Origin of the sequence: Caproiciproducens galactitolivorans (assembly GCF_026672255.1) — a bacterium.
Taxonomy (GTDB): domain Bacteria; phylum Bacillota; class Clostridia; order Oscillospirales; family Acutalibacteraceae; genus Caproiciproducens; species Caproiciproducens galactitolivorans_A.
On sequence record NZ_JAPOHA010000004.1, the window covers coordinates 185,750 to 208,097 of the forward strand.

The 22,348-nt window shown below is 47.6% G+C and carries 20 protein-coding genes and 1 tRNA gene; 10 read left to right on the forward strand and 11 right to left on the reverse strand.

The window, feature by feature from the left end; translation table 11 throughout:
- Positions 1-180: 180 nt before the first annotated feature.
- Positions 181-2,250: a U32 family peptidase gene (locus tag OUY18_RS05535; protein WP_268057737.1), complete on the reverse strand. Its 2,070-nt coding sequence runs from the start codon at positions 2,248-2,250 to the stop codon at positions 181-183.
- The gene (locus OUY18_RS05540) at positions 2,237-2,761 is read right to left on the reverse strand and encodes a cell division protein ZapA (protein ID WP_268057738.1); all 525 of its coding nucleotides are present in this window, start codon (positions 2,759-2,761) and stop codon (positions 2,237-2,239) included. Before OUY18_RS05540 ends, OUY18_RS05535 begins: the two co-directional genes overlap by 14 nt.
- Positions 2,762-3,277: 516 nt before the next feature.
- Between OUY18_RS05540 and OUY18_RS05545 the strand changes: the two genes are divergently transcribed.
- Positions 3,278-5,722 carry a glycogen/starch/alpha-glucan phosphorylase gene (locus OUY18_RS05545; protein WP_268057739.1) on the forward strand — a complete coding sequence of 815 codons (2,445 nt, stop codon included), beginning with the start codon at positions 3,278-3,280 and terminating at the stop codon, positions 5,720-5,722.
- Positions 5,723-5,831: 109 nt separating this feature from the next.
- Entirely contained in the window at positions 5,832-7,772 is a 1,941-nt protein-coding gene (locus OUY18_RS05550) for a glycoside hydrolase family 13 protein (protein ID WP_268057740.1), read from the forward strand.
- A 33-nt stretch (positions 7,773-7,805) separates the two neighbouring features.
- On the opposite strand, the gene OUY18_RS05555 is transcribed toward OUY18_RS05550, so the two are convergent.
- Both OUY18_RS05555 and OUY18_RS05560 read right to left on the reverse strand, forming a co-directional pair.
- Entirely contained in the window at positions 7,806-8,411 is a 606-nt protein-coding gene (locus OUY18_RS05555) for an ECF transporter S component (protein ID WP_268057741.1), read from the reverse strand.
- Between the two features lie 682 nt (positions 8,412-9,093).
- Positions 9,094-11,853: a hypothetical protein gene (locus OUY18_RS05560; RefSeq protein ID WP_268057742.1), complete on the reverse strand. Its 2,760-nt coding sequence runs from the start codon at positions 11,851-11,853 to the stop codon at positions 9,094-9,096.
- A 977-nt stretch (positions 11,854-12,830) separates the two neighbouring features.
- On the opposite strand from OUY18_RS05560, the gene OUY18_RS05565 reads away from it, so the two are divergent.
- Positions 12,831-12,907, forward strand: a tRNA-Arg gene (locus OUY18_RS05565).
- Between the two features lie 200 nt (positions 12,908-13,107).
- Here the strand turns inward: OUY18_RS05565 and OUY18_RS05570 are convergent.
- The 4 genes from OUY18_RS05570 to OUY18_RS05585 all read right to left on the reverse strand — a co-directional run bounded on the left by OUY18_RS05570 (position 13,108) and on the right by OUY18_RS05585 (position 15,277).
- Positions 13,108-13,242, reverse strand: a complete 135-nt coding sequence (locus OUY18_RS05570) for a hypothetical protein (protein ID WP_268057744.1) — start codon at positions 13,240-13,242, stop codon at positions 13,108-13,110.
- Between the two features lie 368 nt (positions 13,243-13,610).
- A complete protein-coding gene (locus OUY18_RS05575) occupies positions 13,611-14,408 on the reverse strand; it encodes a DUF3825 domain-containing protein (protein ID WP_268057745.1) in 798 nt (265 codons plus the stop codon).
- 130 nt (positions 14,409-14,538) lie between these two features.
- Positions 14,539-14,964, reverse strand: coding sequence for a hypothetical protein (locus tag OUY18_RS05580; RefSeq protein ID WP_268057746.1), 426 nt, complete (start codon positions 14,962-14,964; stop codon positions 14,539-14,541).
- A gap of 31 nt (positions 14,965-14,995) precedes the next feature.
- Entirely contained in the window at positions 14,996-15,277 is a 282-nt protein-coding gene (locus OUY18_RS05585) for a hypothetical protein (RefSeq protein ID WP_268057747.1), read from the reverse strand.
- A gap of 264 nt (positions 15,278-15,541) precedes the next feature.
- Here OUY18_RS05585 and OUY18_RS05590 point away from each other — a divergent pair, with 264 nt between their 5' ends.
- From OUY18_RS05590 to OUY18_RS05600, 3 genes are all read left to right on the forward strand, one after another.
- Complete coding sequence (locus OUY18_RS05590; RefSeq protein ID WP_268057748.1) at positions 15,542-16,129, forward strand: Rha family transcriptional regulator; 588 nt, start codon at positions 15,542-15,544, stop codon at positions 16,127-16,129.
- A 140-nt stretch (positions 16,130-16,269) separates the two neighbouring features.
- Complete coding sequence (locus OUY18_RS05595; RefSeq protein WP_268057749.1) at positions 16,270-16,755, forward strand: hypothetical protein; 486 nt, start codon at positions 16,270-16,272, stop codon at positions 16,753-16,755.
- 128 nt (positions 16,756-16,883) lie between these two features.
- Entirely contained in the window at positions 16,884-17,126 is a 243-nt protein-coding gene (locus OUY18_RS05600) for a hypothetical protein (protein ID WP_268057750.1), read from the forward strand.
- Between the two features lie 37 nt (positions 17,127-17,163).
- Here the strand turns inward: OUY18_RS05600 and OUY18_RS05605 are convergent, their stop codons facing one another.
- Positions 17,164-17,703 carry a hypothetical protein gene (locus OUY18_RS05605; RefSeq protein ID WP_268057751.1) on the reverse strand — a complete coding sequence of 180 codons (540 nt, stop codon included), beginning with the start codon at positions 17,701-17,703 and terminating at the stop codon, positions 17,164-17,166.
- A gap of 15 nt (positions 17,704-17,718) precedes the next feature.
- On the reverse strand, positions 17,719-17,973 hold the full coding sequence (locus OUY18_RS05610; protein ID WP_268057752.1) for a hypothetical protein: 255 nt from the start codon (positions 17,971-17,973) through the stop codon (positions 17,719-17,721).
- A gap of 7 nt (positions 17,974-17,980) precedes the next feature.
- Here OUY18_RS05610 and OUY18_RS05615 point away from each other — a divergent pair, with 7 nt between their 5' ends.
- Together OUY18_RS05615 and OUY18_RS05620 are read left to right on the forward strand one after the other, a co-directional pair.
- A complete protein-coding gene (locus OUY18_RS05615; RefSeq protein ID WP_268057786.1) occupies positions 17,981-18,106 on the forward strand; it encodes a hypothetical protein in 126 nt (41 codons plus the stop codon).
- A gap of 84 nt (positions 18,107-18,190) precedes the next feature.
- Positions 18,191-19,057 (forward strand): DUF1016 N-terminal domain-containing protein, encoded by an 867-nt coding sequence (locus OUY18_RS05620; RefSeq protein WP_240082178.1) that lies wholly within the window; start codon positions 18,191-18,193, stop codon positions 19,055-19,057.
- Between the two features lie 809 nt (positions 19,058-19,866).
- Here the strand turns inward: OUY18_RS05620 and OUY18_RS05625 are convergent.
- Entirely contained in the window at positions 19,867-20,202 is a 336-nt protein-coding gene (locus tag OUY18_RS05625; protein ID WP_419196118.1) for a winged helix-turn-helix transcriptional regulator, read from the reverse strand.
- A gap of 221 nt (positions 20,203-20,423) precedes the next feature.
- Between OUY18_RS05625 and OUY18_RS05630 the strand changes: the two genes are divergently transcribed.
- Positions 20,424-20,927 carry a flavin reductase family protein gene (locus tag OUY18_RS05630; RefSeq protein ID WP_268057754.1) on the forward strand — a complete coding sequence of 168 codons (504 nt, stop codon included), beginning with the start codon at positions 20,424-20,426 and terminating at the stop codon, positions 20,925-20,927.
- Between the two features lie 579 nt (positions 20,928-21,506).
- On the forward strand, positions 21,507-22,184 hold the full coding sequence (locus OUY18_RS05635) for a methyltransferase family protein (RefSeq protein WP_268057755.1): 678 nt from the start codon (positions 21,507-21,509) through the stop codon (positions 22,182-22,184).
- Positions 22,185-22,348: the final 164 nt, after the last annotated feature.

The following is a 22,348-nucleotide window of genomic DNA, read 5'->3' on the forward strand; positions in this document are numbered from 1 at the left end:
TTGTTTTCACTCCCTTCCTGCGCTTTTAAAAGGCAAGGGAACGATGGGGCTCCGCCCCAAACCTCGCAAACTCTTGAAAAAGTTTGATTAAAACTTTCAATTTTTTTGACCTTAGCTCTTCCGTTGGAGGAGCACTGCCTGTGGCGCGGGGGAAATGGTAAAACAACACTGTGTGTCCACTTATTCAATCCCCCGGTAATACAGCCCGCGCGTATACTCGCCTTCCCCCGGCGCGCCGGTGAGATACCGGCTGATGACTGCTTCGGCTTCTTCTTTCGTTTCGATCGTGAAACGCAGAACGCCGAAATCCTGATTGCGAACCTCCCGAAGCCGGTCGGCCATATCGAGCGGCACGGAATTCAGAACTTCGCTGCAAGCCCCGTCGCACTGGATGGGAAAACGGATGCCCCTGCGGTCGGTTAAAAACGGTGCGGTTTTGCAGTTCCGGCATCCGCCCGCGTTCGCGGCGGGACAGTTCCTCGTCAGCATCAGCGGCAGCCTGCCGTAAAGCAGAAGCCCCCGGGGCAGCTCCCCGCCGATTGCCACGGCCTGCTGGAGCGTCAGCTCAAACGAAAGCTCCGCGTCCGAAAGACCGTACCGGCGGTACCATTCCATTGCCGCCGTATTCGTAATGTTGAGGGAAAATCCGCCGTGCACGGCAAAACCCAGCTCTTTTGCCAGCTCCGCCGCGCCGAGGTTCCCGGCCCAGACGTCGGTAATTCCGGCTTCTTTTGCGGCCGCCAGCCGGGCGCGCAGAGTGCTTTCCATTCCGAACATGCCGCGCGGGATTTCAAGGGCGACGGGATAGCCGTTTTCCCTCAATTCCTTTATCTTTTTTAAATCCGTATGATAGGGAATATATACTATTTCACATTCTTTTGCAAGTGCCGGAAGGTCCGCGTTTGCAAACCGCGCGCGAAGCTTCCGTTTGCCCGCCGCATGCGTCCCCGGTTTCGGGATTTCACACATCTGAAACGGGATTGCCGGGCGCACGGCGCGCGCCTGCTCCAGCTCTTCCAGCGCTTCGCGGCGAAGCCGGTTCAGCGCGGAAACCGGAACGGAAAGCCCGTCCCCGATTGCGCAGTCGATTTGGTCGGCGTAAAACGGCGTGCCGCCCGTCTTTTTCAGCTGTTCCGTGCAGCGTTCCGCGTCCATCGCGCGGTGAAGCGCCGGCTGGGGCGGTTCCGCGAGCGAAACGGATACGGTATGGCCGTCCCTGTCCGAAGCGGTAAGGGAAACGGGTTCATCTTTTTGGATCGTAATCGAAAAAGCAACGGGAATCCGCTGAGATTCGTCTTTATAAAGATTATGCAATTCGGAGAATACGGCATTGGTCGCGCCGGTTACATCCTCCCGGGAACGGATGCCGAACATCTCCCGGCCCCGCTGTGCGTCGACATAGCCGGTGGTAAAGCCGGAACGCGAAAAGACCGCGCCCAGATTCTTCATCAGGTCTTCCGGGACCGGCTGGCCGTCCGCCGCAAGGCGGCAGGCGCGCGCTGCGGCCGCAACATATTCCGGGCGCTTCATCCGTCCCTCAATTTTCGCGCTGACAATTCCCGCGTCAGCGAGTTCGTTAATCCGGCATATCATGGATAAGTCCTTTAAACTCAGATCATGCCCCGTTCCGCCGTCGACGGAAAACGGAAGGCGGCAGGGCTGGGCGCAAAGGCCGCGGTTGCCGCTGCGGGAACCGAGCACGGAGCTGAAATAGCATTGCCCGCTTACCGACATGCACAAAGCGCCGTGGACAAAGGTTTCCAGTTCCACCGGAACCGCCGCATGGATTTCGGCGATTTCGGGAAGCGAAAGCTCGCGCGCGAGCACCACCCGCCGGATTCCCGCGTTGTACAGCGCCCGCGCGCCGAGCGGCGTATGGATGCTCATCTGGGTGGAAGCGTGCAGCCGAAGCTGGGGCGCACAGGTTTGGAGCAGCAAAAGAAGGCCCGTGTCCTGCACCAGCAGGGCGTCCACCGGCAAGGTACAGGCATAGGCGATAAAATCGAGCGCTTTTTGCAGCTCGTCCTGCAAAAGCACCGTATTGACCGCAAGGTAGACCTTCACCCCGCGGACATGGCAGTAGGAAACCGCTTCTTTCAGCTCGTCATCGTTAAAATTTTTGGCGCTCGCCCGTGCGCTGAACGCGCTTCCGCCAAGGTATACCGCGTCCGCCCCCGCGCGCACCGCGGCGAGAAGGCTTTCCGGCGACCCCGCGGGAGCCAGCACCTCAATCGGATTACAGTTCATCATTTTTCTTTTCAAAGAAGTTTATAAAATCGTCCTGCTCGGCGGTTGCCCCCTCGCGGACTACGCGGGAGTAGCTTCCGGCCTGCGGCCTTTGAACAGGCGAACCGGCGGCAATCGGCTTTTGGACGCGCGGTTCTTCGCGGGGCTTGTCCTCTTCCTGCCCTTCGTTTTCGGCAAGGCGGCCGCGCAGGGTCTGGATTTCCTGTTTCAGGCGCTCCACCTCGCGCTTTGCTTCCTCGGCTTCCATTCGGGCGTGGGAGGAATCCTCCAGATAATCCTTGATCTGCGAGCGGAGGTTGTCGGCTCCGCCGGAAGATTTCTGCGCTTCGTCGCAGAAGCGCAGCGCCGTGATAATCGCCGCCATCGTGATGGAAACCCGGTCGTTTTTTCCGGTAATATCCTCTATGGCTTTTTCCACTTCATCGCCGAGGGAACGGACGTAGCTTTCGCTGTCGTCCGACCCGATGACGCATTCGCATCCGCAGATATTCAGCCGAACTCTATTTTTACTCATGAGGCCATACCCCTTTCAATGAAAATAAATATTTCCTGACCTTCCCGCCGGAACAGCCGGGGCGGTCTATCGTTTTCTGATACGAAACTGGTTCTTTTCATTATAATCTATTTTGCTATAAGATGAAAGGGCTTTCCCGATTTTTTACACTCTGTTTCCAATAGCGTTTTTTGGCGGATTCTGTAATCTGTCTGTTTTGACGGCAAAACTTCCGGAACCGTTTCCTAAAAAGTTAAGGTTTGTGTATATTGCACAAATAACCTGCCAAAATAAATAGTAATAACATCCGAAATAAATTTCGGTTAAAATGCTGAAAAACTGCGATAAACCTTTGAAAATCGCTGTTTTCAAATAAATGAAATGCTTTGTTTATTGCTCTTGAAAATCAACGATTATTGGTATATAATATACACAACTTGGATAATTGCATTTTACGAACCAAACCAGGTCAAGATAATATATTACTATTCGGGGCATCGTAATATACGGTGCTATCCCGCCTTGGGAGGACGGTTTATGAACTACAGGCAGCCGATCGGCAAGATCAAAGAGACCATCGAAACCACACTGGACCGTGTTTTCGGCGTAAGCCTTGAAAACGCGACAGACGAGCAATGCTATAAAGCCGTTGCACTGACCGTCCGCGATTTAATGGCCAAGGGACGCAGTGAGTTTATGGCCGAAGCCGAAAAAACCCATACCAAGCAGGTGTATTACCTCTGCATGGAATTTCTTCTCGGCCGTTCCCTGCGGAACAACCTTTACAATCTCGGCATTGAAGAAGACTACCGCACGGCCCTGAGCGAAATGGGGCTGAAGCTGGACGCGCTTTACGACCAGGAACCCGACGCGGGTCTCGGCAACGGCGGGCTGGGCAGGCTGGCGGCCTGTTTTCTCGACGGTCTTGCCACGCAGGGTTACCCCGCGACCGGCTATTCGCTCCGCTACGAATACGGCATCTTCCGCCAGAAGCTGGTGGACGGCTGGCAGACCGAGCTGCCGGATTTCTGGCTGCCCGGCGGAAAAATCTGGCTGCAGGCCGTTCCGGAAAAGAGCGTGGAGGTTCACTTCAACGGACATATTGAAGAGTACTGGAACAACCAGTACCATGTGGTAAACCACAAGGATTACACAAAGGTTCTCGCCGTACCGTACGACATGTATGTTTCCGGCATGGACGGCCGCGGCATCAGCCGCCTGCGCGTTTGGGCGGCAAGCTCCGCCGAGTTCGACATGAAGCTTTTCAACTCCGGCAATTACATGCGCGCCATGGAACAAAACGCCATGGCCGAAGTAATCACGAAAGTGCTCTATCCCGAGGACAACCATCTGGAGGGCAAGAGCCTGCGGCTTTCCCAGCAGTATTTTCTGGTTTCCGCAACCATACAGGACATTATCCGCCGCCACCTGTTCCGGTACAGCACGCTCGACAACCTGCCGGACTTGGTCGCCATCCATCTGAATGATACGCATCCCGTGCTGGCCATTCCCGAAATGATGCGCATCATGCTGGACGAATGCGGCTACGGATGGGATGCGGCGTGGGATATCGTCACGCGCACCATCGCCTACACCAACCATACGGTCATGAGCGAGGCGCTCGAATGTTGGGGCGTCGAGCTGTTCCAGTCGCGCCTGCCGCGTATTTACCAGATTATTGAGGAAATCAACCGCCGTTTCTGCGCCAAAATGCACGAGCGCGGCGTGGACGGCTACAAGGTCGGCCGCATGGCGCCGCTGAACGACGGCTACGTGAAAATGGCGAACCTCGCCGTGGCAAGCTGCCACAGCGTGAACGGCGTTTCCCAGCTGCACAGCGACATCTTAAAAGACCGTGTCTTCCACGATTTTTATACCGAACTTCCCGAAAAGTTCACCAATGTTACAAACGGCATTGCGCACCGCCGCTGGCTGAACCAGTCGAACCCGGCTCTCGCGGCGCTGATCACCGAACTGATCGGGGACGGCTACATCCGCAACGCGAAGGAGCTTGAAAAGCTGAAGCAGTTCCAGAACGACACCGCCGTCCTGAAAAAGATGGCGCAGATCAAGCGCTCGAACAAGGTACGCCTTGCCGATTACATTAAAAAGGAACTGAATGTGGAGCTGGACCCGGATTCGATTTTCGACATGCAGGTCAAGCGCATGCATGAATACAAGCGCCAGCACCTCAACGCGCTGCATATTTTATCCGTATACCAGCACCTGCGGGAAAACCCGGGCGAGAATTTCACCCCGCACACCTATATTTTCGGCGCGAAGGCCGCGCCGGGCTACTACTTTGCAAAGCAGATGATCCGCTTTATTGTCGATCTTGGCAACACGATCAACAACGACCCGCTGGTCAATAAAAAAATGAAAGTCGTATTTCTGGAGGATTACCGCGTTTCCCTCGCCGAGCTGATGATTCCCGCCGCCGACCTGAGCGAGCAGATTTCCCTCGCGGGAACCGAAGCTTCCGGAACAAGCAATATGAAATTCATGATTAACGGCGCGGTCACCATCGGCACGCTCGACGGCGCGAACGTCGAAATCCACGATTCCGTCGGCGACGACAACATTCTTCTGTTCGGCATGACCACCCCAGAGGTGGAGGCGCTGAAACGCAATTACAACCCCCGCACGTTCTTCAACAGCAATCCGGTTATCCGGAAAGCGGTGGACGCGCTCAACGCGGGCTTTTCCGGCGTATCCTTCAGCGATATCGCCGATTCCCTGCTGAATTCCGACCCCTACATGGTGCTTGCCGACTTCGATTCCTACGACCGTGCGCAGAAGAAGGCGGAAACCCTTTACGGCGACCGGTATAACTGGAACCGCATGTGCCTGATCAACATCGCGAACGCCGGACGTTTCGCCGCGGACCGCGCGATCCGCGAATACGCCGATCATATCTGGAACGCCAAACCCGTTCCGGAAAAAGAACCGGCAAAGCACACCGCATTTGCATTAAAGAAATAAAGAAACGGCCGTCCCGCCGACGATCGTTTTTTCGGTATGACATCTTTCGAAATGGGTATTCTAAAAGGGCGGGTTTCGGCCCGCCCTTTATGCGTTTGGAGGAATTTCCATGTTCAATTCCCGCAACTCGGTGTACCGCTGCCCAACGGGGGCGGTCCCAAACGGGATTCCGGTTCATTTTAAAATCACTCTGCCCCGCGACCTGCACTGCAGCGCCGCGCGCCTGATTGTACGCAGCGACCAGACCGGCGGGGAACAAACCCTCGGCATGTTCTGGTGCGGTATGAACGGCGACAATTACGAATGGTGGGAATGCCATTTCTCCGCCGGTGAACCGGGGCTGTATTTTTACTGGTTCAGCCTGGACACCTGGCGCGGAACGCTGCAAATGACGCGCGGCTTCGGCGGCGAAGGCATTCTTCAGGAATCCGCCCGCGTGTGGCAGCTTTCGGTTTACGAACGCAGCTTTAAAACCCCGGACTGGCTTTCCGGCGGCGTAATGTATCAGATCTTCCCGGACCGGTTCTTCCGCTCGGGCGAACCGAAAACCGGCGTGCCCTCCGACCGCAAACTGCACGAAAACTGGAACGAAACGCCCGACTGGGAGCCGGACGAGGACGGAAAAATCACCAATAACGACTATTTCGGCGGCGATCTTCGCGGAATCGAGGAAAAGCTCGGCTACCTGAAATCGCTCGGCGTAACCTGCATTTACCTAAATCCGATTTTCGAATCGCATTCCAATCACCGTTATGATACGGCGGACTATTCCAAAATCGACCCGCTTTTAGGGGACGAGAAAGATTTTTCGCATCTCTGCACCGCCGCGCGCCGGATGGGAATCCGCGTGATTCTGGACGGCGTTTTCAACCATACGGGAAGCGACAGCGTTTATTTTAACCGCCATAACCGCTACGCCGGAAAGGGTGCGTACAATTCCAAGAATTCGCCCTATTACCCGTGGTATACCTTTCGGAACTGGCCCGACCAGTACGAATGCTGGTGGGATTTCCTTACGCTTCCGAGCGTAAACGAGCTGAACCCGCAGTACAACGAATATATCAACGGGCGCGACGGCATTATTAAAAAATGGCTTTCGGCGGGCGCGGGCGGCTGGCGGCTGGACGTTGCCGACGAGCTTCCCGACGCGTTTCTCGAGCAGCTCCGCGTTGCGGCGAAAACCCGCAGCAACAACGCGCTGATTCTGGGCGAGGTCTGGGAAGACGCGTCCAATAAAATGGCCTACGGAATAAGGCGCCGGTATTTTCTGGGCGGCCAGCTCGACAGCGTGATGAATTACCCGTTCCGAAACGCAATCCTCGGTTTCCTTACGGGCGGGAATCCCGCCGACATGATGGAAATCATCCTGACCGTGCTGGAAAACTATCCGCCGCAGGTCATCCGGCTTTTAATGAACCATATTGGCACCCACGACACCGAACGCGCGCTCACCGTTCTTGCGGGCGAACCGCTCGGCGGCCACGGCCGCCGCTGGCAGAGCACCACGCACCTTTCGAAGGAGCGGCGGAACCACGGAAGAAAGCGGCTGCGTCTTGCCGCCGTGATGCAGTTCACCCTGCCCGGCGTTCCCTGTATTTATTACGGCGACGAAGCCGGGATGGAAGGGTACCGCGACCCGTTCAACCGCGCTTGTTATCCCTGGGAAAAGGAAGACACGGAATTGATCGAATGGTACCGGAAGCTTGGCGCTATCCGGCGCGGCTGCTCCTGCTTAAAAGAAGGCGCGTTCTACCCGCTCGTATCCATTGACCACTGTCTGGCGTATATCCGGAAAGATGAAAACGAAAGCCTTCTCTGCGCGCTGAACGCGGGCTTCGAAGGCCGCAGTATCTCCGTACCGGACGAATGGAAATATGCGGAATCGTTAATCGGTCCGTCCCCCAGCGCGCACAACGCGCTTTTCCTGGAACCGGAAAGCTGCGCCCTTTTGCGTCTGAAACAGGAACCGGTTACTGATACGGAAAGCGGCGTTGAATCTTCTCGGCCGGAGAGCGGGGATGCGGCAGCGCCGCCTATCGAAAAAGTGTAATTCCGAGGAAAACGCGCTCCGCTGACGGGAAGATTACCGGCTCGAACGCTGAAACCGTTTCAGCGCCTTTACAATCGGAAAAACAATAAGAGCCACACCGATCGTTTTATAAAGCGTGGTCGTTGAAATGGCCGTAAGAATCAGGCTCAGCGCGGGCTTGCCCGACTTTTCAAAAATCTGCTGCGCATAAAGGATGTACAGCATAAAATAAACGCCGAACGTGTTCGTCAGGTTGCCGACCACCGCGGCGGTAATAATGGCGATGTTTTCTCCCTGACGCAGGTTTTTCAAAACCTTGCACAGGCCTTTATAAGTAAAATACGCGGTTACCGGAATCAGTGCTCTGGGCAGCACGGAGACCAAAGGATTCACAAAAAAGGGGTCCAGTATGGAACCCGGGGCGCTGATCGCCAGAAAAAGGCTGGAAAGGCCGAATGTCAGCGCCACGGCGAAGCCCTCGGACAGCCCCAGCACCAGTGCGGCAATAATGGCTGGAATGTGTGCGATGGTAATGCTGACCAAAGGCAGGCGGATCATGCCGATCGGCGTAAAGGCCAGAATTAAAGTCAGCGCGATCATTACGGCGGTAAGAGTGAGCGTTTTTGTGGAAGAGCGTTTTTGAGCGATTGCAGTCATCATAAAATCCTCCTGTTAAAGATTGTTATGTTCCGGTTTACTTTGACATAATTTTAACACATTCAAGCAGAAATTACCATACTCCGGGACGGAATATTTCGAAAATTTCATTTCTTTTTGTTTTCCTGTATCCGCTCCCTTTCTCTTTACTTATTATGGAACTTTAACAAACCAATTTATGATAAATGCGAATATTTTATTCAAATTAAATAATTCATCTTTCTTCTTTCGACATCTAATCTTTTAAAAGAATCTTACGATAAACTAGTTAAGGAACCCTTTTCTCAATCTTCCCGCCCCTGCGGCAAGCTTTGAGCCGACGGCGCGGAGAAATCCTTTGATTACAAGACCTTCTCATAACTTTGGGCTGCTGATTGAAAAACTTTCTTTTATACCGGGATGAAAACTTCCCGCGTGTGGCGGAGCGTTTTTTATGAGGCAGCCAAATCCCCCCTTACCGAAGTACGCAGCAGGCACTCCTGCTGTGTACTTTTTATGTATTCCGGCAATGACGGAGGCCGCCGACCGGGATTCTAAAAAAGGCTTGCATTTTCGCCGTATCTTAATATACTATAAAAAAACAGCGGCCCGGACTTCCGCCCGGGCCGCTGCCACGCAAATACAACGAACTATTTTATAGAAGTAGGAAAGAACAAATTAGAATCGCTGCGATTGGTTATGCATCTTAACCAACCGTTGCAACGAAGATTCTGGTGCCGTTTACATAAATACCGGCCTGTGAACCTTTTGCATTGTTAGAGGTAATTTTGTAGAAATAATCGTTGCCGGATTTGGAAGCCAAAGCAAGCTTGAATGTTGCGGAACCAACCGTAACATTCGGAGCTACGGCAGAAGTAACCCGGAACTGATATGCGCCCTTAACGGTCGTGTTCACTGTTGTATCGGTTGTAAAAGCAACTCCTTTTACAGTAGCAACAAAGATCTTTGTTCCGTTGAGGTAGATACCGGAAGCAGCACCAGCCGCACCGGTCGCAGTGATCTTGTAGAAGTATTCGTTCCCGTTCTTGGAAGCAAGTACTATGGAGAACACCCCGTTCGTACCGGCATAAACGGAAGGAACGGTTGAGGAAGTAACTTTCATCTGATAGCTTGCGCCCTTTGCAATGGACATGTCGGCGTTTGTATCGGATACGGCTGCCGGAGTCGCTGTTGCAGTAACTTCGCACTTCGCCGGCTGGTAATCGTCCAGCTCATAGCCGTCTGCATCATAGAGTGTTGCCGTTAATGTTGTTTTGTTCTCGGAAGCGAAAGTGGAATCAACGCTGTTAACTTTAACCGTTGCGGTGTTGCCGGAAGAAGTTAAAGTAAATACATCGCTGCTGCCGCCGTCGAGTGTCCACTGAACCGTGTAGCCGGCCGGGATAGCTGTGCCGCCCGGATAAGAGGAAGCAGTGAATGTTTCGGAATAGCCCTTCGCAATGCTGGAAGAATCTTTGTTGATTGCAATGCCGGCAAAGGAAAGGGAATCGATCTTGAAGGTATCAACCGAAGAGCCTGCGCTCTTGGCAAGGGTAAAGCCGTAGGTGTTGAAGCTGTCAACATCAACTGCGTCCGTGTCAGCCTTGAAAACGACTGTGCCGGGAATCAGTGTTTTGTCGGAAAGCTTTAAGGTAACGCTGGAAGCGCTGTTGGATACATAAAGTTTGCCTGCGGCAATCTTCATTGTGCCGTCGCCGTCAATTGTCTTAACGGTTACAGCACCGTCAAAAGCAACGTTCGTATTGGAATCCAAAGAAATGGTATCCATATTTACGGTGCCGCTGACTGTTGCATTGGTATCTTCGTTTGTAGTATCGAGTTTGCCGTTTACCGCATTGGTCGGAGCCGCAACTTTGCCGGTGAAGGCATTGTCTTCGTCGCCGAGGTTCAATGTGGTGTCACGGTAGTCAAAATCAATTGCGCTGACATTTGTATCATCACCTAATAAAGTGATGGTGCCGTCCGCACTTGCTTTAATGCCTGCGGTGGTGACTTTTGCTTCATTGGAGAACAGGGAAACTGTCGGGGCGGTAATCTTGCCTGTAACAACTGCATTGTCTGCATCTGTTGCATCAACGGTTACGGTGCCGTCCGCGCTGATTGTTCCGACTGTGCCGGAATTAACCGTTACGTTGCTGTCTGTGTCATTGTCTTCGCTTGTAACGTCGATGTTGCCAACTTTGCCGCCGCTTACAAGAACAGCGTCGCCGCCTGCAGCAACCGGTGCGCCGTCGGTTTTAATATCGCCGACTTTACCGTCTGTTACGTCTACCGTACCATTGTCAATATCAATGGAGCCAACGGTTGCATCGCCAATTGTAAGAGTTCCGACCGTGCCGGAGATCTTCTTTACATTGGTCTTTTCATTAACGGCAACACTTGTTGTGCCAACCGGGAATACGACTTCGCAGTCTGTTACTACAGCGGAATCCGCGGTAGCGTCGCCGGTCAGAACGCTCTTGCCGTCCGTCTTGGAAATAGAGAATACTTTGCTGCCAGGTAATACGGTTTTCGCATCGCATTTCTTTTCAATCTTTGTCTTAAGGGTGTACTTGTCGCTGGAATCGGTGGAAGCCTTATAGGTTGTGCCGCTTGCAACAAGCTTCTTAACCGTAATGGTTACATTGCCGGTTGCAGCGTCTTTCGTATACTTGCCGTCTACAGCGGTCTTTCCAACGATAGCATCCGGGAACTGTGTGGATGCTGAAGCTGAAGTTGCATCAATTTTCGGAATATGTACATCCGTGCCGGTGATGCTGAAGCTGTATGCATTCTTGTTTGCATCTGTAATTCCTGTGGTTTCTTTCGTTAAGTCTGCAGCAGCATATGTAGCTAACGCAGAATCGGCAGCCGGCTCTGCCTTGTAGATGCCAAGAGTCTTTGTGCTGTTGGCAGTCTGTGCAAACGTTTCGAAATCATCGAAGCCTTTGCCGGAATCCTTTTTGGCATAATTGGAATCATACTCGCCGAAAACGATCTGATCTTTGTCATAAACATATACGGTCAGGTCATGTCTTCCCTTAACGGTAAAGTCATTGCCGTCGTCGTCGGTGTAGCTGCCTTCGTAAAGAACAGAGATAACTTCCTTACCGGAAGCGGAGCTGCTCTTCAGTTTGAGTGTTGCTACGTCCGTAGAGCTGTTTACGCTTAATGAAACGAGCTTGTCACCCGATACATGAGAAATTGCGTTAATCTTCTCGTCTGTAACCGCATGGTGATCGACTGTCTCAAATTTAAAATCGCTGCCTTTGTTGAGCAGAAAATCCGTGAGGTTTGCTGTTGTTACCGCGCCACCGTTTACGAGATAAATCGAATCTTCGTTGGTGCCGGTAATTGCTCCGGTCATCGTCTTGGTAGCCGCTTGAGCGAAGCTTGCCGAAAAGCTTGAAACAACAAGTGCCAACGCAAGCACAAGTGAAACAACTTTTCCTGTGATTTTTTTCATCCTGTTTGTCCTCCTTAATTAATTAAAGTGAGTGAGCACGAGTGAAATAACTTTTCCTGTGGTTTTTTATCCTTTTTGTCCCTTAAATGGTTAGTTGTACGTATTTGCATGTGCTATGAGAATGAAACATACATACTCGCCGTGGGTGCTAACGGAACTTCATCTTGACTCCCGGTACATGCTGCAAAAGCCCACACCAAAAGTCCATGTTATTCCATACGCCAGCGGTGATTTGATCCTGCTTACCATTAAATCTCAACCTGACAAAAAGTCGCAGTACCGGCAGCCTGCCATTTCGCATAACCGATAGGTAAAATCACAGGAATGCTTCTGAACGGAACCGGATGTCCCTTTTTTCGCATGAAGCATAAACATACCTATACTGCAAATTTTATTAAAAAAATCGCACAAATTATTCCACCATTGCGCTGTGCTCATTATATCTGATTTTTGTATGTTGTCAATAATATGCTATAGTATTACCAGAAACTTCTATATATTATTACCATTATTTAGCAGGATTTCTACCAATTCCGATCATTATTGCAAATTGGATAAATACCCCTTTTTTCTTAATATTTTGAATGAAATATAAGACATCTATGCAAATACGCATAAAATATTGTAAGAGAAATATGAAAGCTCTCTTAAAATTCTCTATCGATATCAACCGTAAAAAAAGCTTTTCTCCGTGCACAAAAATAAATAAGGAAAAGGAAACGCGGGCGCCGCGGCAAGCTTCAAAGCGCTTTTCCCGAAGCCGGACTTACAACATTTCCGCATAGTTCCCGCAACACCTGTCCAATCATAAGCCGCGCAGGGCGAAGCCGGGGCGCGCCCGAAAACCGCTTTTTAAGCCTTTCCGGGACCCATTTCAGAAAAATCGATAAATCCCCATCTATTTATGAAAAAAACTTGACTTTCGTCTGCGTATCTACTATAATAGTAAAGCTGTCATATGTTGGCGGCTAAAAATTGCGCTCGTAGCTCAGCTGGATAGAGTGCTTGACTACGAATCAAGAGGTCGCGGGTTCGAGTCCCTCCGGGCGCGCCAAAATTAAATTAGGGAAACCCGCATGGTTGCTGATTTTTTCAGTAAATCATGCGGGTTTCCTTTTTTTGCTATAAAATCGCTGAAAAATGTTAATAATCGGGGCGGTTACTACCACGTTACTACCGCTTTTCTCCACCCCACTTAGTCTCCTCCAACCATAAAAATGCCCCGCCAACTTAATAATCAGCAGGGTATAAGCTCTATTCTTTTCTTTCCCGTCCCGAAAGCTTTTTCTCAATCTCCAGCAATTCACAATATAGCCTTGCCTGATTTTCTGCAATCGTATTCAAATTTGCGTTAATCCATTCAAGCTGTTTCTTTAATTCTACGTCCATTTTAATAACCTTCTTTTATCGTATTTGCTATTCAGCATATAGATATTATAAGGATATTTCAGCAGCATAAAATGATAATTTTTATCACATAGAAAAAGCCAGTCGATCACTCGGCGGGCATGTCGCTCTGTTAATAATGGAAAAAGGCCCCTCTCGATCACGAGAAGAGCCTTCCCATCCTCCTTAGTGTTAACAAAAAAAGAAAAAATCAAATAAAAAAATCTCATAAAAAATAAAAAATTCATTTAGTTAAAAAATTTCTTTTGAGAAGTAAAAATAAAAATAGTAAAAAAAATCATAAGAGCTCAACCGTAGTTTTTCACTACATTGTCAGTATATACTTAATAATTTAATTTGTCAATAGATTTCTATGGCCTTAGCCATTCGCTATCGGGGCGGGCAATTAGCCTAGCGTTATTATAAGCCATATCCATCGTTAAGCAAGTATGCCCTAAATAATGTTTATTTTCTTCATCTTTTGTCACAACCAGAGCTAAATCAGGTTCATTAAGGTTCGTAAGATAAATAGGTATTAATAATTGAATTTTCCCATTAAAATATTGTGGAACTGCTGTTTTATAGTTTGCGTCAATTCTTTTTCTTGCCTCATCCAATGCACCATTAAACAAGGCTATTCGTCTTTGGCTGTTGCGAACGGTTTCCGGAATTCGCTTTATATTTTCTTCATCTCCAAAAATATGCTCATATTGCGGAATTATAGTATAATCAAAATTAAATACAAAGTCATTTGAATTTTTAAAAAAATTTGCCTTCTTGGGAAATACGTCCACACCTAAAATTGATAGTGAATATTGGGTGTAAAATCCGTCTAAAAACCACTTTAAATCCTTGCTTGGTCTTGAAATCGGTACAAAATAAGCATATATACTTTGAAAGTTTTGATCGTAAAGGCCAGTATTAAACACGCAATATTTGTCTTCCTTTATATTTAAGATGCTTTTTTGATCGTTTGGGTCTGAAACGTTTTCATAATCCTCATACGTCTTAGAAAATACATGTTTAATGTAATTGTGGAGTACTGGATTATTAATCGGGTGTCCTGTATAGCTATATTTAGTTTCTCCCCAGTTTTCAGGGCATAATTGCGATAAAGCTTGAATTTTATTATTGAAATTGACGCATAGAGCAAAGTCAAATAACTTCATCCTATTTACCCTCCGTTTTTCATAATTAAGATAAGTATATTTTAACATTTAATGTCGAAAAATCAATAATATAAATAAAAAAAGCCGCACTGGGTAATTAAATCCGATGCGGCTCATTTCATATATTCAGTTATGCTGCAGGCGTCGTATTTACCTCGGCCCCGTTGCCCGGCGTATCGCTCGCGGTTGCCTCAATTGCTTCACGGCCCTTGTTAACTTCCCCAGCTACCGCCTGCCGGAGCATTTCGATTTCTTCATCGGTAATACCGGGAATCAGTTTTTTAATCTGGACTTCAAACTCCGCTTGCTTTGCGGCAAAGGTCTTTTCCAGCGCGGGCGTGATGCGGAAGTTTTCATCGGTCATGTTCCATGCGCTCCATGCATATTTCATATATTGATCGTATTTGTCCGCGCCTGCCTTAGCCTTTACTGCCTTGGCTTTTTCCTCAATAAGTTGCACCCCTGCGTTACCTACAGCCTTAACAATTGCCACCAGAACGCCAGTAAAGGCGGTAATAAGTACGGGAACCAATGCGTTAATAATCTGCTGATACATAAATAATACTTCCTTTCGCCGGGTTTACCGGCTATTTTAATATGAGTGCCAATATAGCTGCCGCCACACCCGCGCCGATTGCGCCAATAATAGCTGCAATCAATTTATCCCACCATTTACCCGGGCGGCCGGTAATTGCTTTTACATCCTGTTTGATTTCCTTAACGTCACTGTCAAGACCGTCGACTTTGGTATCCATCCGAGCCATAGCGGCAGTCAGGCCGCGTATGTCCTTTATTTCTGATTCCAACCCATCTATACGGTGATGAGCTGATTTTGCACTGTCCAGCGCTTCCTGTGCAATGTCAGGCACAATACCGCCCCCTATTTAATCGTCGCCACCGCAACCGGCGTTTTGCATCCATTCAAATAGAATCCCACGCCGGTGCCGGCCTTTCCGATGGCCTGAAATTTAAAGAACCATGCTCGTCCGCAATGAGATTGAGCAACCAAACGGAAACCCGAACTGCCCGGAATAAGCGACGGCTGCGTGTCCGATGTAATCTTAAACTGATATGTACCACCCTGCTTTACTGCGAATGGTGCGGTAGTAGTGCATTGAAAGGAGAAATTTAAAATGAATGATTTGCAGATTTTTGATTACGACGGAAAGCTTTATGCAGATAGCCGCGAAGTGGCTGAAATGGTTGGGAAACGACACGACCATCTCGTCCGCGATATTGACAGGTACGTTGAGGTAATCGGTCATTCCTCAAAACTGAGGGCTGATGATTCTAACGTCCCCAATTTTGGGGCGGTTGATTTCTTTGCAAAATCTACATATCAAGATGCTAAGGGAGAAATTCGCCGTTGCTACCTCATTACAAAGAAAGGCTGCGAATTCGTTGCCAACAAGCTGACCGGAGAAAAGGGCATTTTGTTCACGGCAGAGTACATAACCGCATTTCATAGCATGGAAGATAAATTACTAACTCCAAGTAAAGAATTTTCTTTCCTGCCTAAAGCAAGCTCTGTTGGAGAGGGCGCGAGCGTTTTAAAACTCGTGGACAAAATTATGGTTGCACAAAAAGCGTCTGGATATGAGCGCGCAATAGCCTTTAAGCAAGCTGCAGAAAAATTGCATATCCCGGTTCCAGATAATTTCATCCAGCCTCGCCCATTTGAACAAACCGTTTTAATGTGCGTTTCTACAATTAAAGTTTAAAAGTAGGACGGCTCACTTTTGAGCCGTCTATTTTTTTTGGGGGGGGCGACCGCGCAACTTTGCGCGCTCCGATTTTTATAGCGGAATCCGGCTTTACTTTTTAGAATTATGTGGTAAGATATGGGTGAGGAGGGATTTCGATGAAAAAGATATACATTGGGGCATTAGCTCTATTTTTGAGTATTGCACTCATGGGGTGTTCTTCAAACAATACTGTATCGAGTAGCAACGATAGCGCCAACAGCATCAAAGAAAATTCGTCTGAAAACAAATTGCAAGAGGTTTACAGTGACGACCTTATTTCTATGTCATTTGTGAAAAAGTATGACATGCCGGAAGTGAAAGACATGTTTTACTTTGATGTAAAAGCCAATAATAAATCTAATAGGGAAATTTCTGTATACTTGCAAAATTCCTATATTAACGATACAATGTTTACGGTTGGAAGCGGCGTTCCGTTGGATTTACTTCCGAAGAAAAGCGCAACGCATTCGTTTTTCGGCAAGTATGAAGGAACCGGAATTAAGTCTACCGAAGAAATAAATAAAATCAGTTTCAAAATTTGTGTAATGGATAAATCTTCAAATGTTTTAGAAACCACGAAAAGCATTGAAATCAAATTCTAATGTAGCCGCTATGAGCGCCCGAATATTTCACCGGGCGCTTATTTTATGTCTAAAATAATTCTCAGAAGTACTTCATATTGATACTTCATTACTTTCGCTGTAGAATTATAGCGAAAGGAGGTGTTTTTATGTTGGAGGAAAAAAAGAAACTGGAATCCGAAATGCGCCGCGTTCTAACCCTTATCAGCAATGGGACCGACGCAAACAATATGTCAAACGCAGACAACGAACTCCTGTGGAAATGCTCGCACCGCGGATATCTTGAAGGAATTCAGTTCGGTTACAATGCAAACAACGAAGTCATAGGACAGAAAGTAAGTTCTGGCACGCGCGTAACAGACGCAGGCAAAAAGTTCATGCAACAAGAGTAATCTTGACCGCCCCGGCTGGCACCGAGGCGGCTATTTTTTAGTAGGGATATTTTTCCACAACCGGTGAATTCTGCCGTGCAAGGTGGTAAACATACTTAAACACGGTTTTTGCATCGTCAGGCGCGATCTTATGTTTCAAAATAGTATACACAATTTCTTTGCAAAGTTCAGAAAGGTCTTTATCCCATAAAATTTCGCCACCATGCCCGGAAAGTATGTTGTTGGAAAAAGTCAAGGCTGTATTCAAATCCCACATACAGACCTTATGCTTGACCAAAACGTCCAGAATTTCTTCGCAAGCTTCGGAAAATGTTTGATTCCAGTAAATTCGTTTCCCCCGCTCCATAGAATTGCCTACAGAATGACCGTCAAATGCGCTATTATCTTTGTTCGACGCCGGAATCTCAAAATCTTCTTTGGGCTTAACATCGAGTTTGATTTCTAAATTTTCAATTTCGCTTGCTTCCTCCTGCTCCGCTTGCAGGCCGGGGTCATAGTTGGCTTTGCTTACAGCGTTAGCAATTGCTTTCCCGTCTAAAGTAACCGATTTCTCGCTTTCTTCAATGGTAACTTTCATTCTTCTCAATCTCCTTTACGTTGACTGCAAACCGAGGTTGTATCCACGATTTGCATTATATTTGTTATTGCTGTCACTGATCTTCTTACCGTCAAGATTAACCGTCGTATCTTTTTCTGCTATCTTCTGAGCTACTTCCAATATTTGTGCAAGTACGGCCACCATGCCTTCGTTGCCCTCTGTAACTGTTTCCCGAATGATCGACTGCGGAGCAACAATTTCCGGGTTTGTAGACGCACCAGCATATTCGCCTATGGGAAAGCTCGCCATATGGCGTTTGCAGTCACACAGTGCCTTCGGCGGCACTTGGCTGAGTGATTATCTTCCCAACCGGCTGGGCGTTCATATGGATGAAGCAACTGCACAACAGGACGGCGGCCTTGAAATGAAACAAAGCTACTAACAATTCCAAGCATTTCACCGGCGGAGCTTGCTCTGCCGGGTACATAAAAAAACAGGCTCCCACGGAGCCGGAAAGGAGAAGTCTATGAAAGCATTGAAAAAGAACAGTGCCCTGTATCTGGAACAGGTTGCCTCTGCGGTAGCTGAATGCTATAAAAAAGACGAGAAGCCCTGCAATCGGGCACTGCTGGAGCTTTATACACGGATCGGTCAATGTATCTGCCGTCAGGGAGAAAAAGCATTTATCCCACATTTGGCTGAAATGCTTGCTGACCAATTTCCATCGCTGAAAGGCTTCTCTCTTCGTAATCTCCGCAGGATGCGTGATTTTTACCGCACTTATGAAAACAACCAGGTTCTTATGGAAAGGGCACAGTCCCTTGGCTGGACACAGAACGCCGTGATACTGGAATGCTGTGAAACCGATGAGCAGCGTTCGTTTTATATTGACCTTGCGGCAGAACGGAACCTTTCCAAGCTGGCGCTCATGAAAGTCATTCAGGAGGATGCCCTTGCTGAAGCTATGCATACAGAAAATTACGCCACGAATATGGAACCCAGCTTTGCCCCTGTAAGCGATAGCCGCATCGATGAAGCAGTAGACACTACTGCGTCCGTTGGAACGGTGTGTGAGCCGTTTGTGACAGCGTGTGAGCCTCCCCGCCAAGGGGATGCTCTGCACCGAAGCAATGACAGCAGCTACAGCAAAATCCTCGCAATGCTTCCGACCGACAGAAGAATGAAAAATATGCGAAAACATTCTTTTTTATGCTGGCGGGATTATCCGTTTCTTGAACGCTCTGTTTCATCAAAAATATTGGCGCAGAAACAAATCATCTATTTGAAGCCACCGCCCGACACAGTTCAGCCGAACAAGTTCCCGCCGTCTTTCAGCAGAAAGCAGAGCAGGAATGATCAATGTCGAGTACACCGACCGAAAACAGTCGCATGAATGTCTGAACACAACAGTGAAAAGCCTGAGGGTTTATGATATCATAAAATTGGTCATTGCCTGCGGAGAATCCGATTTATTTTGAGGACTGGATGCTCTTTTTTGAGAAAGATAAGAAATCTTTTTTCCACGGTGTCCACAAAACAAGGACAAGGCTTTTGCCTTGTCCTTGTTTTTTGCCGTCACGGGGCGAGAACCCGGTGCAGGTTGGGAGCATAATCGGAAATCTTTCTATAGCAAAACAGCGAAGGGATTCGCGGAACGCGGGTTAAGCGTGCCAGCACCCGCGTCCCTCCGGGCGTGCCACGAAAAACTGCATGGATACTGAGAAATCAGTGATTCAGGCAGTTTTTGTTTTCTCTAATATGCAGTAACACAGTAGTAGTTTATAGGCTATTATTTTGCCTCCGCAAACCGCTGTGTCTCTTTCAACCATAAATACGTCCGCTTACCCATGATCCGGCACGTATAACGTGTCCCTGCGCCACCAACTTTTAGGGAAGTGTGCGGAAATATGGATATTTTAATTCAAGAACAAATAAAGCCCTCTCAGCTGCCATAAAGCAGTTAAGAGGGCACGTTTATAGGGTTCTCCGATTACTCGATAGACCAATAATTATTTACACAAAACCAATTTAGCGCATTTCACAGAATCTTGCAACACAGTTTTAGGCTTATGAAGTTTAAAAACTTTCCTTTCGGGTACTTCTTCCATCCAACCGCATTGTCTACAATAATACGCCTTAAAATAGGGGTCATAATAGATAAGAGCTTATGTGTTGGCCACAAATCAGATTTTTGGAACTATTTTATGGAATATATTTAAATCCCCACTTCGTCATGGCATAAAAAATCGGCAAAAGATCTTTTCCTTTTTCAGTAAGAGAATATTCCACATGAGGCGGAATTTCATTGAATTGTTTTCTGGAAACTAAACCGTCATCTTCCAGTTCGCGCAAGGATGAGGTCAGCATGGTGTTCGTGATGCCGTCTATGTTCTTTTTCAACTCACCAAAGCGTATTGCGTCTTTCATGCATAACTCGTAAATGATTTCAAATTTCCATTTTCCTTGAAGCATCCTAAGTAGCGGTATCACGGGACAGTTTCCGGATTCTGTAAGAATGCCGAGTTTTACTTTCTCCATATATTCCTCGTAGGATATATCGTATTTCATATTCGCATATAGCTCCTTTCGTTTTGTGTAATTCCTCATTTCTTTTGCAGTACGGTACGCCATACTATGTAAGAACAATCTGCGTACTTGAATTATTTAATATATCAAGTATAATTTTTATATCAGTAAAAGTCAATATCGATGCCGGTACATTTAAAAAATTGGTTCATGCAGAAAGGATGGTTTACACCATGAAGGAAATCAACATTGGCAAAGCTACAGAATTTACTTCTCCGAATCCCCTGACGTTCATTTGCTCAGAGAAGCCGGATGGCACTACAAACATCGCTCCAGTATCCTTTGTGAGCTATCTCTCTTTTAATCCGCCAATGGTCGGGTTCGCTATGGGCAAGGCAGCTTATACAGGTGAACGGGTACGTGAAACCGGTAAGGTTATCATTACTGTTCCCGGCAATAGTCTTCGTGAGGCGGTCATGTCTTGCGGCTCATCCAGCGGCAGAAACACAAACAAGGTGAAGAAATTCGGAATTAAACTTACCGAAGTTCCGGGATGCAGCATCAAAATTCCTGCAGATACGAAATTAGCTCTCGTTGCAAAGCTCAATCAGACAGTTGAAACAGGTAATCACTACCTTTATATCTGCGATGTTGAGCAGATATACGGTGATGAAAGCAAAGAAGCGATTTTTGCATGGAATGGATATGCAGAAGCGGCTCCTGCGCAAAAAAAATAACCCCTATAGGATACAGCCGCATGTCTTGCAATTTCCTAAAGTGTCGTGCATCTTTTTTGACCGAACTTGCCATCTTGAGCCTCACCCAAATCCTTTTTTCAAGGATTTGGGGGGCTTTTATGCCGTGCTTTATTCTGCATCTAAATTGAGTAAATAACACAAAATAAGGACAAGGCTTTTTGCCTTGTCCTTATTTTGTGTCGTCATGGGGCGAGGACCCCGGTCAGGCAGCACTCCTTATTTCAGTACAACACTATGAATATTTCCACCAATTTACACCCCAATTTGATTGCTTTATTCGCCGCTATAATATACAATATTTATTTAACCAGGATATTTCAATGAATTATATGACAGCAGAAGAATCAGGAATTACGCCGCACCCGGCATAGGTGCTTTGTACCTATTCGAAGATACCGGGTACTGCTTATTGCAGAATATATGCCTATACCGTTCGATTACGACAATTTATAAAGCAATTAATCTGAGAAGATGATTTATTTTGGTTAATACGAAAGGACAAATCCATACCGGCCGCATAATTAATTTTACAAACGGTTTATCGTGAAGGGTGTAAATATGAATCATTTAGTTTTAAAAACAATATCTGGATTTCTTATACTTATAATTACTATGGGGCTATTACTTTTTATTCCTGCATGGACTGTTCGTTACTTGCAGGCATGGCTTTACCTGTTTACATTTGCTGTATCTACAATATTGATTACCCTCTATTTGTTCAAGAACGACCCGGAACTTTTAAAACGGCGGGTTAAAGCAGGCTCAACCGCTGAAAAGGAAAAAGCCCAAAAAGCAATCCAGGCGATTGCAAACCTGTTTTTTTGCCTGATATACATTGTTGCCGGGCTTGACTTCCATTTTCATTGGTCGAGAATCCCTGAATTAATTAGTATTTTAGCGAACGCTTTTGTCTTTTTAGGGTTTTATATCGTGTTTCTGGTATTCAAAGAGAACAGCTATACTTCCGCCATTATAGAAGTCAATAAAGATCAAAAAGTAATTTCGACCGAAGTGTACGCGGTGGTTCGTCATCCTATGTATTTTGGAGCCATACTGATGTTAGTTTTTTCATCCGTGGCGCTCGGATCCTATTGGTCTTTACTCTGTGTCCTAGCTTTAATTATATCAATTATCGCGAGACTTCTTTATGAAGAAAAGTTTTTGTCGGAAAATTTATCAGGTTATAAAGAATATTGTAAAAAAGTAAAATATCACTTAATTCCTTATATATGGTAGTCCGTCAAATGGCCGGGTGTGCCTATGGTTTACACTGAGCGAAGAAAGCCTGATCTGATACTCAACCCGATTGTTTTGGCCGTCACGAGGCGAGAACCCCGGTACAGGGGATCGGGGAGCCATAACCCGGTTTGCGGGGCTATTCAAGGGCAATTTCTGTCCGA